Origin of the sequence: Kosakonia sp. MH5 (assembly GCF_009935945.1) — a bacterium.
Classification (GTDB): Bacteria; Pseudomonadota; Gammaproteobacteria; order Enterobacterales; family Enterobacteriaceae; genus Kosakonia; species Kosakonia radicincitans.
On sequence record NZ_QODH01000014.1, the window covers coordinates 74,903 to 88,616 of the forward strand.

The window sequence follows — 13,714 nt, forward strand, 5'->3', positions numbered from 1 at the left end:
TCCGGGAGACTTTATGGAATCTGCCATTGATAAACACCTGCAATGCCCCCGCACACTTTCACGCCGGGTTCACGACGGCTATCAGCCACCTTTCCCTATGTTTGTCGGACGGGCCAGCGATGATCTGACACAGGTCGTTATGGCTTATCTGGGGGTGCAATTTCGTGAAGAGGATCGTGAGAACGCGGTCCGGGCAATGCAGCACATAGTATCGACCTTTAGCCTGAGTAACGGGCCCGGCAATCATGACATCTCTTTTCATACCGACAACCAGGGCTACGGTAATTTCATCGTGGTGGGGTACTGGCGGGATCCGGCTGCGTACTGTCGCTGGGTCCGTCAGCCGGAGATCGAAAACTGGTGGTCTTCAGATGAGCGTCTGCAGGATGGCGTCGGTTATTTCCGCGAAATTATCGCCCCGCGGGCAGAACAGTTTGAGACTCTGTATGCCTTTAAGGATGATCTGCCGGGCGTCGGCGCGGTGATGGATAATATCAGTGGTGAGATCCAGGAACATGGTTACTGGGGGTCTGTGCGTGACCGCATCCCTGCATCCCAGAATGACTGGATGCAGCCTGACAATGAACTGCGCATTATTTCTGGCGATCCTGATGCTGGCGGCAGGGTTGTAGTGCAAGGACATGACAACATTACGCTCATTCGTTCAGGGCAGGACTGGATGGAAGCGGAAGAGCCAGAACGTCAGCTTTACTTCACAGAAATGCTCCCTCCTTTGCAGGCGGGTATGGATTTTCTTCGGGATGAAGGTCAGTCGCTGGGTTGTTACAGCAACCGCTTTGTTCGTAACGTGGATATCAACGGAAATCTGCTGGATATTGCCTACGATATCGGCTTCTGGCGTTCACTTGACCGGCTCGAGCGCTGGGCGGAATCACATCCCACACATCTTCGCATCTTCACCACCTTTTTCCGGGTGGTAACCGGATTGCAGAAACTGCGGCTTTACCACGAGGTTTCTGTTTCAGATGCCCGGTTTCAGACCTTCGAATATATCAACTGCCATCCGATGACCGGGATGCTGCGTGATGCTCAACGCTGAACAACACGACTATCACTTAATTCTCCGGGGATAAATTATGCACGCACTACGCTTTTTCCTGCCCGCCATACTGCTTGGTTCTGCGCCTGCACTCGCCGTTGAGGTAGCTCCCGGCGACTATAGTCAATTTCCCGACGGCACCACCGTGGGGCTACTTTATTATCAGCATGCTTCAACCGGTTCTGCGCACTCCCGCGGTGACAAAATCAGCTCTGACTACAACCTGACCTCTGATATTGGCATGCTGCGCCTGCTACACACGTTGCAGATCAGTGAGTCAGCTACGCTCGACCCGCAATTCCTGCTGCCTTTTGGCCGGATATCAGGCGGTGGCGACGCGTCTTCTCTCGGCTCAGCGAGCGGTACCGGTGACCTGATCCTTACCGTGCCTTTGAAGGTAAAACTTAACAGTGGGGGCGATATTTTCGGCTTTGCTCCCTATCTCTATGTGCCGAGCGGCAATTATGACCACAACGATGCGCTAAATCTGGGGGAGAACCGCTGGAAGGTCGACCTGCAGGCGGCCTGGGTGAAATATTTCACTGATAAATGGGCGCTGGACGTGGTCGGCGACGCCATCTGGTACGGTGACAATAACGATTACGGGCCCACCTCATCCCGCCTTCAGCAGGACAATGCATGGGCAGCCCAGATTATGGGACGTTACATGCCCGATCCTACCCTGGCGTTCGGCCTGGGTTTTGGTCAGACCTGGGGCGGTGAAACCACTATTGACGGTGACAAGCAAGATAACCCGGCACAGACCACTAACGTCCGTATCACAGCCACGAAATTTGTTACCCCCCGCGATCAGTTCCAGATACAGCTGGGCAGGGACCTGCGCGTAGAAAACGGCGCAGAAGAGAATTTCAGGCTAAATCTCCGCTATGCACGCGTTTTCTGACGCTGTCCTTCCTGACCATGTCACTGTCCGTCTCAGCCAGGTCGAGGCAGTGCCAGTGCGATATGTTCAGATCAGGATCCAGTCAGTCATTCTTGATAGAAGGAATAAATATGTCCATTGAACGTCCCGACGCCAGCCAGTTGCAGCAGCTTGCAAGAGAGCTTCATATGCAGATTTCTGAGAGTGAGGCGGCAGAATATCTTGCCCTTATGCAGCCCAATCTCGACGCCTACGACCTGATTGACGGGCTAAGGGATGAGATCCCCTCAGTTGAATATCCGCGTAAAAAGGGTTACCGCCCTGAGGGCGAAGAAAATCCGCTGAATGCCTGGTATTACAAAAGCGAGGTGCAGGGGACACCGGAAGGCAGGCTTGCAGGGAAAACCGTGGTGCTTAAGGACAATATTTCCCTGGCCGGCGTCCCGATGATGAACGGCGCAACATCGCTTGAGGGCCATGTGCCCGCTTTTGATGCCACCGTGGTGACGCGTCTCCTTGATGCCGGTGCCACCATTCTTGGTAAAGCCACCTGTGAACATTTCTGCCTCTCAGGCGGCAGCCATACGTCAGATCCCGCTCCGGTACATAATCCCTGGCGCAGAGGGTACAGCGCGGGAGGCTCTTCATCGGGTAGTGCGGCGCTGGTTGCCGCCGGGGAAGTGGATATGGCGATAGGCTGCGACCAGGGAGGCTCCATCCGTATTCCGGCCGCTTTTTGTGGCGCTTACGGCATGAAGCCGACCCATGGGTTGGTTCCCTATACCGGAATTATGCCAATTGAAGCCACCCTCGATCATGCCGGGCCGATTACCGCAACTGTGAAGGACAATGCTCTGATGCTGGAGGTAATGGCTGGACCGGACGGGCTTGATCCGCGGCAGTACACCTCGCGGGGGGGCAACTATACCGCGGCACTTGATAAAGGGGTCAGGGGGCTGAAAATCGGGGTGGTAACGGAAGGATTCCAGTTGCCCAATCTCCAGCCCCTGCTTGCTGAAAAGGTCCGTAGCGCGGTGGCGCGGCTGGAAAGTCTTGGCGCAGTCGTTGGGGAAGTCTCTGTGCCCGGTCATCAGCTTGCCGCCGCGCTGTGGTCACCTATTGGTTGTGAAGGACTCACCATGCAGATGATGCATGGCAATGGGATGGGTTTTAACTGGGAAGGACTCTACGACATATCCCTGCTGGACAAACATGCGGCCTGGCGTGACAGCGCGGACACACTTTCTCCCTCTCTCAAGATCTGCATGCTCATCGGCCAGTATGGACTGACGCGCTATAAGGGACGTTATTACGCGAAGGCACAGAACCTGGCCCGTCGGGCCCGGGCGGACTATGACCGCGCGTTCGGTGATTTCGATCTTTTAGTCATGCCGACAGTTCCGGTGACGGCCCAGCCGCTGCCAGAAGCGGGTTGTTCAATTACCGAGTATATCTCCAGAGCATTCGAGATGATTGGCAACACGTCAGCACAGGACGTGACAGGCCATCCGGCCATGTCTGTACCTTGCGGGCTGGTTGACGGGCTACCGGTGGGCATGATGCTGATTGGGCGGCACTACGCTGAAAGCACTATCTATCAGGCCGCCGCCGCGCTGGAAGCGAGTGGTAACTGGCAGGAGATGTAAACGTTTGTAGCCCGTCTGTTCAGGGCGATACCGCCGGACCAGGAGCCCGGCAATGACATTAAACTTTCCGGAGACTTAACATGGCACACGACCACGAACACCCTCATGACCATACTGAACCACCTGAGGAAATTGCGCTTCGCGTGAAGGCGCTGGAGTCCCTGCTGACAGAAAAAGGCCTCGTAGATCCCGCTGCGCTGGATGAGCTTATCGACACGTATGAACACCGAATTGGTCCGAGGAACGGCGCGCTTGTCGTGGCAAAAGCCTGGACCGACCCTGATTATAAGGCTCGTCTTCTTGCCGATGGTACCGGGGCCATTGCGGAACTGGGTTTTTCAGGTGTGCAGGGGGAAGACATGATGGTGGTTGAAAATACTCCCGAGGTTCATAACGTAACGGTCTGTACGCTTTGCTCATGTTATCCCTGGCCAACACTTGGCCTTCCTCCTGCCTGGTACAAATCAGCTCCATACCGATCGCGTATTGTCATTGAGCCCCGCGGTGTTCTGGCCGAGTTTGGTCTCAACATCAGCGAGGACAGGGAAATTCGGGTGTGGGACAGCAGCGCTGAGTTGCGCTATCTGGTTCTGCCGGAAAGACCTGCCGGGACTGAGGGCTGGAGTGAAGAGCAACTGGTCGAACTGGTAACCCGTGATTCCATGATTGGTACGGGCGTGGCACTCCAGCCGGGTGATAAGTAACACACGGTATTTCTTTCAACTTTTTTGGAGAATCAGATGAACGGGATACACGATCTGGGCGGCATGCATGGTATGGGCGCCGTCATCACTGAAGAAAACGAGCCTCCTTTCCATCATGAATGGGAGAGGCGTACCTTTTCGCTTTTTGCCTCTCTGTTCGTTGGAGGTCACTTCAACGTTGATATGTTCCGGCATGCCATTGAGCGCATGAAACCGGCGCATTATCTCGAAGAGAGCTACTACGAACACTGGATGCATGCTTTCGAAACACTTCTGCTTGAGAGGGGTGTTATTACTGCGGATGAGCTTTCCGGTGCGGTTAAGCCGCTGGCAGCCTCGCCGGAAACACCGGTGCTGCGTCTGGATATGGTGCAGGCGGTTGTCAGTACCGGGGGATCTGCACGGGTAGCGATGGATGTGCCGGCCAGCTTTAAGCCTGGCGACCTGGTCAGAACCAAAAATATCAATCCTGTCGGGCATACCCGCCTGCCGCGCTATGCCCGTGGCAAAATCGGTACGATTGTGATTGACCATGGCGTATTTATCACCCCGGATACAGCGGCCCATGACCTGGGCGAACATCCTCAGCATGTTTACAGCGTGAGCTTTGCCGCAACTGAGCTATGGGGCGAGAAAGCACCGCCTAAAGACACCGTGCGAATTGATCTGTGGGACGACTATCTGGAGGCGCTATGAGTTCAGAAATCCGGACAATCTCTGCTCCCTCTGTTGAAGAGAGCGCCCCATTTGAACATCCGTGGCAGGCGCAGGTTTTTTCGCTGATCGTTTATCTTCATCAGGCCGGGCAGTTCAGCTGGAAGGCGTGGGTGGATGTTTTCAGCACGGAAATAAAAGCCAGCCCGCTTCAGAAAGGCGAAAGCATCAACGACGCCTATTACCGGCAGTGGGTCTCAGCCGCAGAAAAAATGCTTCTGTCGCTGGAACTGACAGGAAAGGAAGATATTACCCGGCGAACCAATGAATGGCGTCAGGCTTATCTGAATACTCCGCACGGGATGCCGGTTGTACTGACCAGCGCGACCTGCGCGCCAGCCCATAATCATCACCATCCGGCTCTTCGTGTTCCCGTGGCGGTCAGCCCGGCCTCCGCCAGAATGAAACCATGAATATTATCCACAGCCCGTTATGAGGAAGAAAAATGGAACATACCGTTAATAAAATTGAAGTCGTACAGGCGCCGATTCCGCTTAATGCCATATTGCCGTGGATTGCATTTATCACGCTGATGGTGATGCTGTCTGTCTATTTTATCGGGGCAGAGCAGGGGGCCACTGCCGTTTTTTCCGGCAATCAGGTACACGAATACTTCCATGATGCCCGGCATCTGCTGGGATTCCCCTGCCACTGAGGATAAAACCATGACGGGAAAACTGCTGTTACAGGGGATGATGGCCGGGCTCCTCGCCGGCATTATCGCCTTTAGCTTCGCCCGTTTCTTCGGGGAGCCGCAGGTCGATAGTGCGATTTCATTTGAAGAAGCCCTTTCCCACAAGCAGTTAAGTGGGGAAGGTGGGCATCACCACGAGGGTGACGCTGGCGGCGAAGTTTTTAGCCGGAAAACACAGTCTGGTGCGGGTCTGCTGAGCGGAATGATCCTGTTCAGTGCGGCGATGGGTGGTGCTCTGGCCCTTGTCTGGTCGCTGTGCTGGCAACGCACAGGACCGCGAGGAGCAAGAGCGCTGGCGCTGTCATTGTCGCTGGGCGGGTTCCTGATAATGAGCATGATTCCGGGGCTGAAATATCCTCCTAACCCTCCTGCGGTGGGAGATCCTTCAACAATTGGCTATCGGACTGCGCTCTACTTCAGCATGTTGCTGGTTTCCGTGGTGATTGTCGTGACCGCAGCCTGGAGCGCCCATCAACTGAGACAGAAGCTGGGCGGGTGGAATGCCGCGCTGTGGGGAGGGCTGGTGGGGCTGGCGATGCTGATTGCTATCTGCATGCTGATGCCCGCAGTGAATGAGGTTCCGGAGGGTTTCTCCGCCGATCTGCTGTGGCGTTTTCGCCTGAGTGCTTTCGGCACTCAGTTAACGATGTGGTGCGCAACGGGGCTATTGTTTGGCACATTTGCCGAAAGGACGCTGCGCAAGCCCGGGCATCGTTATCTGGCCGAAGGATGCTGACGGCATGGCCTTCGTGATGCAACTGATTTGCCAGGGGGAAACCCTGGCAAACAGGAACTCGCGGTTCCCGTTTGACGATCCTCTTACCGAAACTTCCGTGAACCAACTGCGTCAGCTAAAGGAGTGCGTCGGGCCATTCAGTAAAGTCTGGACCGCTCCGGATCTACCTGCACGGCAGACAACATCTGCGCTAGGGCTGTGTGGTGAGTCCGTTGCGGAACTCGCTGAACCCGGATATGGCCGTTGGGCGGGCATCCCGATTAAAAAGGTTATTGAGCAGGAGCATGGCGCATTTCAGTGCTGGCTTTCCGGGGACGCGCCACCGGGAGGAGAAAATATTGTGCAAGTAATGGCGCGCACAGGAAGGTGGCTCTCGCTGAGAGTTGCAGAGCGAGGGTGTCAGTGTGCGATTGTTTCCTCTACGGTTATCAGGGCGATAGTGATTCAATTGCTCGATGCGCCTGCCAGTTCTTTTCAACTGCTTGATATTCAACCGCTAAGCATGACGCAACTGAGTAGTAATGGAAAACGCTGGCATCTTAGCTGTCTGGGAAGAAGGATGGCTGTGTGAATCCTGAATATCTCAGTGCTCAGGCATTATCCGGCAACGTGAGGCCACAACTCATCAAACAGCCATCTATGGAAAAGCTGCAATAAGCGGCTCAAACGCGCTCTGGCACGTTTTTATTCGTCAATGTTTCAGCGGACGTTCTTTGGGCAAGATCGGTCAGGCAAACTGAATCGCCTTCGAGCATATTAAGCAGCACGGAGGAAGCCATGTGTGATAACAAAACCGATAGTTACGCCAGACGTTTTAAACAGGTCTTTGATTATATTGACTGTCATCTCGATGACACATTATTACTGGAGAAACTCAGTGAAGTGGCTCACTTCTCGCCATTTCACTTCCATCGTCAGTTTTGTAGTTATTGTGGGATGCCACCTGGTCGTTACATCCAGATGATGCGCTTAAAACGCGCATCTTATCGGCTGGCTTTTAATCCGTTAGAGAAAATCACTGATATCGCGTTCGACGCCGGTTTCCAGCATTCTGAATCATTTAGCCGTGCTTTCAGACAAATGTTTGGTCTCTCACCGACGCAATTTCGCCAGCAGCCCCCTTGGGTCGATTGGCATAAGCGCATATCCGAACCTTATAAAGCCAGGAGACAAACGATGCAAGGCCAGATCAAGATCATCCATTTTCCCGCAACATCAGTCGCAATGCTGACTCATTATGGACAACCGGAGCTAATAAACGAAACTGCGGCCCGCTTTATTGAATGGCGAAAAACCACGGGTTATTCGCCTGTTGCCAGCAGCCAGACATACGGTATTGCACCACACGATCCGGACTTAACACCGCCCGATGAATTTGAGTTCCATATTTGCGGGACAGTAACGTCACCCATTGCGGAGGACAATCGCTTCGGGGTGATAAATAGTGACATCCCTGCTGGTCGATGTGCGGTGTTGCGCCATCAGGGATCGCATGATGCATTAACCGGGTTGGCTAAAACTCTGTATCGTGACTGGTTGCCTGAGAGTGGCGAGGAACTTCGTGACTTCCCGCTTTTCTTTCATTACCACAACTTTGTGCATGAGGTAGCGGAACATGAATTACTCACGGATATCTATTTGCCGTTGAAATAAACTGATTCAGCGTCATGTTTACAGTCGCCTCAGGTGTGAGACGCGCCGGGAAGCGTCCTGGCGCGTTTTTTCTCAGGGGGAGATCTGTGCAGAATTCGCAGCGCACGCTCTGCGGGATTGGTGCAGTATTGCTCTTTTCCCTGTCAGCTACATACGTAAGCACAGCGACAACAACGGCTATGGCTTCATGATACCTGGTTCACCATTTTTGCTCATAACATAGCGGAGTGTAGAACGGTGTCACTCCTTTAAGGAACCCGGCGCTAAGGTTGTCCAAAGACTCTTTGCCAGTTTTCTCATCAAAGGCCCGCAGGTCATCATCCGCAGTTGCCCCCATAAAAATCAGACCGCTGCGGATAATAATGTTACCGCCTATCATGAAACCGCCACTGAATCTGGCGGCGGAAAGAAGATTTACTCTTCGTTGACCCAGATCCTCATCTCTCCTTCTCCTCTGTTGGCCCAGCAAAACCACGGAATAAAGGTTAATGTCTGCGGCTGCCTGGTTGATGGCGAATGGTCATAGTGCCAGAGCAACGCTTGTTCGGGATTCGCTGACGTGCGTTTAATGCCCTCGGCCTGAATTAAAACTTTGTGCGAGAACAGGCCCTTGCCTTCAGTCGTTTTGAAGGTTGCGGTTTGCGGTAACCACAGGTTATGCAGTTCCTCACCGTTATCGGCCTGTTCAAGGCAATACACCAGTGGCCCCCGCTGAATCGCCACTTTTCCGGCAACGTGCCGCACCAGCGGATTACCGTATATTCGACGTACCGGCATCGGCAAGGTCAGGGTTAACGTATCGCCTTCCTGCCAGAGTCGGTGAATATGCAGGTAACCTTTGTGAACCGCTTTTTCCACCGCAACGCCGTTGAGCGTGACCTGTGGCGCATCGCACCAGTCAGGCATGCGTAAAGCAAGGGTATGCTGCACCGGCAACGGCGACTCAACCGCAATCATCACCTTTTCCTGCCACGGGAAATTACCGCTGACACGCAGCCGCAGAACCTTATCCCCGACGGGCACTTCAATGCTGTTGCCGACATAAAGGTTGATATAGAGCGCATCCTGGTGTGGGGTATAAATGTAATGACCGAGCGAGGTCAGCAAACGCGCGATATTAGGGGGGCAGCAGGCGCAACCGAACCAGCGCTGGCGAACCGGTTTAACGTGATCATAGATATGATTAAAGCGGAGCGTTTTCGGGTGAACCTCCAGCGGGTTAACGTAAAAGAAGTGTTTACCATCCAGCGCCATGCCGCCCAGCACGGTGTTATACAGCGCTCGTTCCATCACATCGGCATACTGGCTGTCCGCTTCCATCTCCAGCATACGGCGGGCGAACATCATCAGGCCAATGGACGCGCAGCTTTCGGCATACACGCTGTCGTTCGGCAAATCGTAATCGCTGCTGAACGCTTCACCGCTGCTTTGCGAACCGATACCGCCCGTAATATAGAGCTGGCGCTGGGCCATGTTATGCCATAAACGCAGGCAGTCTTGCCGTTTCGCCTCATCATTGCTGAGCCGGGCCAGGTGCGCCACGCCGGTCATCAAATAAACAAAACGTACCGCGTGACCGATAGCGGTTTGCTGCCCGGCAATGGGTTGATGCGCCTGGCTGTAGGCTTTGTCCTTTACCATCCACGCCGGGCCATAGGTGTTCCAGTAAGACGTTTTGCCACGCTTTTCATATTCGATATCGTAAAAATGCGGCTGCGTTCCGCGCTGCTCGACGAAGTAATTCACCAGCGCCAGATAACGCGGCTCCTGCGTTACGTCATGCAGGCGCATTAGCGCCAGCTCGATTTCGGGATGCCCGGGATAACCGTGCAACTGTGTCTCACCAGGTCCGAACACGCTGTCGATATGGTCGGCAAGTTTACACACCACCTCTAACAGACGGCGCTTACCAGTGGCCTGAAAGAAGGCCACTCCGGCCTCGATCATATGCCCGGCGCAATACAGCTCATGACATTCCGCAAGGTTAGTCCAGCGCTCGCTGGGGGCTTTGACGGTGAAATAGGTGTTGAGATAGCCGTCTTCACACTGGGCGGCAGCCACCAGTTCAATCACCTCATCGGCGGTTTTTTCCAGTTCCGCATCCGGTTGTTGGCACAGCGACCAGGCGACGGCTTCCAGCCACTTCGCCACGTCACTGTCCTGAAACACCATGCCGTAAAATTCTCCCTGCTGTAGCCCGGCGGCGATACGGAAATTTTCAATTGCATGGCTGGGATCCGCCTCGGCGATCCGATCGTTCAGCGCATCCCATTGATAAGGAATGACGACATCCCTTACCAGTTGCTGATACTGACCCAGAAAGGGATCGTTAATTTTCAGCTTATGCAGATCGACTTCCATCACAGACATAATGTTCTCCTCAGACCGGAGCATGGCGAACACGCAACTCGCTGGCTATGCGCGCCATGAGTGGATTGTTGAGTTTGCAGGCGAGAATAGTGAACGCCAGCAGCAAGTGGAATAAAGCAGGCAGCAGGGTTTCCATGCTGGTAATGCCATGCAGCGATGCCGTCGTCTGGTGCCCTGCGCCTGGGTGATAAGCGACAAAGATAAACACCAGGCTGATGATCCCGGCGCTTGAGGCCCAGGCCAGTTTGATGCAGAAGAGATTAAAGGCGAAGTTCATCCCCGAGGAGCGCACGCGGGTTTTCCACTCACCGTAGTCATCGGCGAAAGCCATCAATGCAAAATGCAGCGGCAGGGTGAAGCCGAGAATAATACCGTTGCCAAAAATCACCACCAGCCAGAAGGTCTGCCACGCCGGGCTTGTAGGCAAGAACCACATCACGATTGCCAGCGCAGCCAGGACGATGTTGGTCCAGTAATACAATCTGACGGTATCCACGCGTTTGGAAAGCGGGCTGACCAGCACCGAGCCAAGAATCGAGGCAAACGTCACCATGGTAAAAAACAGCGAGGTGTAAGCAGTACTGCCCTGCAAGACATAGGTGATGAAGTACATATAGCCTCCACCCCGAATGCTGAACACATTGATCAGCAGGAACGACATCAGCAGCATCAGCAGTAGCTGGTCATTTCGGCGCAACCCAGCCAGATGCTCACGCAGGGTAAATTTCCCCAGGCTGTCCAGTGAGACGCGCTCGCGTACCCAGAAAAAACAGCACAGAAACATCACCACCGCCACGCTACACAGAAGCCCGACGCCCAGTTGATAACCCTGCGCGGTGTTGCCTTTGCCCAGTACAGATACCAGCCAGGGCAGGCCCACAGAGACCAAAAAACCCGCCACGCCGCACAGCACAAAGCGCCAGGACTGGCAGGCAATCACTTCGCTGTGGCGGCTGGTCATGGTGTTGATCAGTGCGCAATAGGGCACGTTGATCGCGGTATAGCTGACGGAAAGCAACAGATAGGTACCGAACGCCCAGACGATCTTCATGTTCATGCTGACGTCAGGTGTGGTAAAGGTCAGAACGCCGATCACGCCAATCGGCACCGCAATCCACAGTTGCCATGGACGGAAACGTCCCCAGCGGCTCTGAGTACGGTCAGCCATAATGCCCATAATCGGATCGGACACCGCATCAAACACACGCAACGCCATAAACAGCGTCCCGACCAGCGCCGGGGTAAGACCAAATACATCGGTGTAGAAAAATGTCAGGAAATTCATGATCAGGCAGGTGATTACCGTGCCACCGGCGTCACCCAGCCCGTAACCGATTTTCTCGCGCAGGGAAAGGGCATCGCTCGCGTCCTGCTGCGTCAGTTCGGTTTGCGTAATCGGGCTAGCAGTCATAATAAACTCCTCATCAGGGTCAGAGTCCATTGCCCGCATCAGGACGGGCTTATTTTCAGGTACGGATTTATTTTGCCCGGAATACGGCGTTCAACAAGAGAAGGGAAAAGTATAAAAAGAGAGCGATTCCGACCTGTTTAATAAAGTGTGAGCTGGATCGGGCAGTAAACTATTTTTTGATTAATAATCAAATGGAAAGGTCTATTAATATGACTTAAAAAGCGGAAAATTGATTATCGATGCTTGAATTATCCATAGCGTTTCCGGTTCGTGTGCAAAATGGCGGATTGTTCATTTCTCGCGGGATAGGGAGCCATCCCGCGCGCACGCTGACCTCATGGGAAGTCATCTTTGTGGAGCGCGGAGAGCTGCAAATCCGTGAAGACGATCACCTGTTTATTGTACAGGCGGGCGAGAGTTTGCTGCTGCGCCCGGGGCATCGCCATGTGGGCGAGGGCGCTTTTCCAGCCGATCTCAAATTCTACTGGCTGCATTTTGACTGGCTGCAAGGCGTGGCCGAAGAAAGGGGGTATGCTGCGCTGCTGAGCGTCCCCCAATATACACGGGTGAGCGATCCACAGTATGTCATTTCCCTGTTTCGCCAGTTTCTCAGCGAGCAGGAAAATATTCGCCGCAACGTGGCGATGGAGTGTATTTTGCTGCTGATCTTGCAACAAATTGCCGCCCCCGGCCCGCAGGAAAGCGCCAATGACAGCCCTGGAATGGCGCTGGCGTGGAAGGCCCATCAGCTCATTCGCACCCAATTCCATTTGCCGATCACCACGTCTTCGCTGGCAAAGGAGTTGCACTGCAACGCAGATTATCTGGGACGCGTCTACCGCCGTGTTTTTCGTCTGACGCTGACGGAAGCTATCCATCGCCAGCGCGTACTGATGGCGGAGAAGTTGCTGATCAATAATTCGCTGTCGCTAACCGAAGTCGCTAGCCAGTGCGGATTCAATGACACCAGTTACTTTCGGCAGATCTTCCGTAAACTGACCGGGCTGACGCCCACAGGCTGGAAACGTCTTTACTGTCGCGAGCACGTCAATTCGTAGTCCTGGGCAGAAATAAATGACGTCTTGACCTGCTCCCCCCAGAATTCATTCCCAGGCGTAAGAAGGCTTCACTTATGGTATGGAGATGGTGAAATTTGGGGATGTGAGGTCTGCAATGAGCGAGGAGCGGAAATTCTCATTTTTTATCATAACGAAGGAAAGCATGGCTAGCATACACAATGTATTAATGAACGGGTGCGGGTCGCGTTAATATTTAACTTAAGATGATTACGAACAAAAGTCATTGAGCAATTATTCAGGTTTAAAGCCTGGTCTGCCGTTAGCTGAACGCCAGTTTTTTATCTCATTGATAATTCCTTGTGTTGAATTATCTGCATTCGGTTCAGGATGATATATAAGATCCCAACCATCGGGATGCTCTGTCAATTGACTAAATTTATAAATGGCTTCGTCATGAGCTGATTCTGATAGGAAATCAGCCGTTCTGATTTTTGTAATGAAGTCATAGAACTCTTTCTCTGTATAACTGGATAATTTTTTTTCAGCCATGTTACTTATCCTTGTGAATATCAATATGCCGTTTAGGTGTTATGACCTGCTCCTTGCAAACTAACATACCATGAAGAAAGTAACATCCGCTTCAGGCACGAAGCGGAGAAGTTAACTAAGCTGAAGGCCTGTAGTGAGCGAGCAGCGGACATGATGTGCAGCAGCGATTTCGCTCAAAGTTCAATCATTCTGTAAAGGATATGATTAAAATTTATCTTTGTCATACATGGAGTAAGACTAATGAATATCAATATAAGACCAGCTCAATTGTCTGA

At 53.3% G+C, this 13,714-nt stretch carries 15 protein-coding genes; 11 read left to right on the top strand and 4 right to left on the bottom strand.

The features are described from left to right. The first annotated feature begins 13 nt into the window (after positions 1-13). The 10 genes from DK872_RS24645 (at position 14) to DK872_RS24690 (ending at position 8,090) form a co-directional block, all read left to right on the top strand. Positions 14-1,060 carry a phenylacetaldoxime dehydratase family protein gene (locus DK872_RS24645; RefSeq protein WP_144134132.1) on the top strand — a complete coding sequence of 349 codons (1,047 nt, stop codon included), beginning with the start codon at positions 14-16 and terminating at the stop codon, positions 1,058-1,060. Positions 1,061-1,097: 37 nt separating this feature from the next. Next, positions 1,098-1,964, top strand: coding sequence for a transporter (locus tag DK872_RS24650; protein ID WP_079516905.1), 867 nt, complete (start codon positions 1,098-1,100; stop codon positions 1,962-1,964). Between the two features lie 110 nt (positions 1,965-2,074). Next, the gene (locus tag DK872_RS24655) at positions 2,075-3,589 is read left to right on the top strand and encodes an amidase (RefSeq protein WP_035889456.1); all 1,515 of its coding nucleotides are present in this window, start codon (positions 2,075-2,077) and stop codon (positions 3,587-3,589) included. An 80-nt stretch (positions 3,590-3,669) separates the two neighbouring features. Then, positions 3,670-4,293, top strand: coding sequence for a nitrile hydratase subunit alpha (nthA, locus tag DK872_RS24660; protein WP_072438061.1), 624 nt, complete (start codon positions 3,670-3,672; stop codon positions 4,291-4,293). Positions 4,294-4,329: 36 nt separating this feature from the next. Continuing rightward, a complete protein-coding gene (gene nthB, locus DK872_RS24665; protein WP_090397535.1) occupies positions 4,330-4,989 on the top strand; it encodes a nitrile hydratase subunit beta in 660 nt (219 codons plus the stop codon). Further along, positions 4,986-5,420 carry a nitrile hydratase accessory protein gene (locus tag DK872_RS24670; protein ID WP_071920261.1) on the top strand — a complete coding sequence of 145 codons (435 nt, stop codon included), beginning with the start codon at positions 4,986-4,988 and terminating at the stop codon, positions 5,418-5,420. The genes nthB and DK872_RS24670 overlap by 4 nt, the downstream gene beginning before the upstream one ends. 32 nt (positions 5,421-5,452) lie before the next feature. Continuing rightward, the gene (locus tag DK872_RS24675) at positions 5,453-5,662 is read left to right on the top strand and encodes a CbtB-domain containing protein (RefSeq protein ID WP_035889452.1); all 210 of its coding nucleotides are present in this window, start codon (positions 5,453-5,455) and stop codon (positions 5,660-5,662) included. Positions 5,663-5,672: 10 nt separating this feature from the next. Beyond that, on the top strand, positions 5,673-6,437 hold the full coding sequence (locus DK872_RS24680) for a CbtA family protein (protein ID WP_035889451.1): 765 nt from the start codon (positions 5,673-5,675) through the stop codon (positions 6,435-6,437). 4 nt (positions 6,438-6,441) lie between these two features. Further along, positions 6,442-7,008, top strand: coding sequence for a histidine phosphatase family protein (locus tag DK872_RS24685; RefSeq protein ID WP_035889449.1), 567 nt, complete (start codon positions 6,442-6,444; stop codon positions 7,006-7,008). A 206-nt stretch (positions 7,009-7,214) separates the two neighbouring features. Further along, complete coding sequence (locus tag DK872_RS24690) at positions 7,215-8,090, top strand: GyrI-like domain-containing protein (RefSeq protein WP_007373337.1); 876 nt, start codon at positions 7,215-7,217, stop codon at positions 8,088-8,090. A gap of 199 nt (positions 8,091-8,289) precedes the next feature. Here DK872_RS24690 and DK872_RS27400 read toward each other — a convergent pair whose 3' ends face one another. Genes DK872_RS27400 through DK872_RS24700 form a run of 3 tightly spaced genes read right to left on the bottom strand, consistent with a single transcriptional unit; the run spans position 8,290 to position 11,871 of the window. Next, positions 8,290-8,469, bottom strand: a complete 180-nt coding sequence (locus tag DK872_RS27400; RefSeq protein ID WP_007373338.1) for a hypothetical protein — start codon at positions 8,467-8,469, stop codon at positions 8,290-8,292. A 35-nt stretch (positions 8,470-8,504) separates the two neighbouring features. Beyond that, complete coding sequence (locus DK872_RS24695) at positions 8,505-10,460, bottom strand: glycoside hydrolase family 127 protein (protein ID WP_035889448.1); 1,956 nt, start codon at positions 10,458-10,460, stop codon at positions 8,505-8,507. A 10-nt stretch (positions 10,461-10,470) separates the two neighbouring features. Continuing rightward, positions 10,471-11,871: an MFS transporter gene (locus DK872_RS24700; protein WP_161518930.1), complete on the bottom strand. Its 1,401-nt coding sequence runs from the start codon at positions 11,869-11,871 to the stop codon at positions 10,471-10,473. 239 nt (positions 11,872-12,110) lie between these two features. Here DK872_RS24700 and DK872_RS24705 point away from each other — a divergent pair, with 239 nt between their 5' ends. Continuing rightward, the gene (locus tag DK872_RS24705; protein WP_007373341.1) at positions 12,111-12,929 is read left to right on the top strand and encodes an AraC family transcriptional regulator; all 819 of its coding nucleotides are present in this window, start codon (positions 12,111-12,113) and stop codon (positions 12,927-12,929) included. Positions 12,930-13,181: 252 nt separating this feature from the next. On the opposite strand, the gene DK872_RS24710 is transcribed toward DK872_RS24705, so the two are convergent. Then, positions 13,182-13,439 (bottom strand): bacteriocin immunity protein, encoded by a 258-nt coding sequence (locus DK872_RS24710; protein ID WP_161518931.1) that lies wholly within the window; start codon positions 13,437-13,439, stop codon positions 13,182-13,184. Positions 13,440-13,714: the final 275 nt, after the last annotated feature.

Coding starts and splice junctions, on each gene's coding strand:
- DK872_RS24645 (WP_144134132.1), top strand. CDS start 14: ATGGAATCTGCCATTGATAAACACCTGCAATGCCCCCGCACACTTTCA.
- DK872_RS24650 (WP_079516905.1), top strand. CDS start 1,098: ATGCACGCACTACGCTTTTTCCTGCCCGCCATACTGCTTGGTTCTGCG.
- DK872_RS24655 (WP_035889456.1), top strand. CDS start 2,075: ATGTCCATTGAACGTCCCGACGCCAGCCAGTTGCAGCAGCTTGCAAGA.
- nthA (WP_072438061.1), top strand. CDS start 3,670: ATGGCACACGACCACGAACACCCTCATGACCATACTGAACCACCTGAG.
- nthB (WP_090397535.1), top strand. CDS start 4,330: ATGAACGGGATACACGATCTGGGCGGCATGCATGGTATGGGCGCCGTC.
- DK872_RS24670 (WP_071920261.1), top strand. CDS start 4,986: ATGAGTTCAGAAATCCGGACAATCTCTGCTCCCTCTGTTGAAGAGAGC.
- DK872_RS24675 (WP_035889452.1), top strand. CDS start 5,453: ATGGAACATACCGTTAATAAAATTGAAGTCGTACAGGCGCCGATTCCG.
- DK872_RS24680 (WP_035889451.1), top strand. CDS start 5,673: ATGACGGGAAAACTGCTGTTACAGGGGATGATGGCCGGGCTCCTCGCC.
- DK872_RS24685 (WP_035889449.1), top strand. CDS start 6,442: ATGGCCTTCGTGATGCAACTGATTTGCCAGGGGGAAACCCTGGCAAAC.
- DK872_RS24690 (WP_007373337.1), top strand. CDS start 7,215: ATGTGTGATAACAAAACCGATAGTTACGCCAGACGTTTTAAACAGGTC.
- DK872_RS27400 (WP_007373338.1), bottom strand. CDS start 8,469: ATGATAGGCGGTAACATTATTATCCGCAGCGGTCTGATTTTTATGGGG.
- DK872_RS24695 (WP_035889448.1), bottom strand. CDS start 10,460: ATGTCTGTGATGGAAGTCGATCTGCATAAGCTGAAAATTAACGATCCC.
- DK872_RS24700 (WP_161518930.1), bottom strand. CDS start 11,871: ATGACTGCTAGCCCGATTACGCAAACCGAACTGACGCAGCAGGACGCG.
- DK872_RS24705 (WP_007373341.1), top strand. CDS start 12,111: ATGCTTGAATTATCCATAGCGTTTCCGGTTCGTGTGCAAAATGGCGGA.
- DK872_RS24710 (WP_161518931.1), bottom strand. CDS start 13,439: ATGGCTGAAAAAAAATTATCCAGTTATACAGAGAAAGAGTTCTATGAC.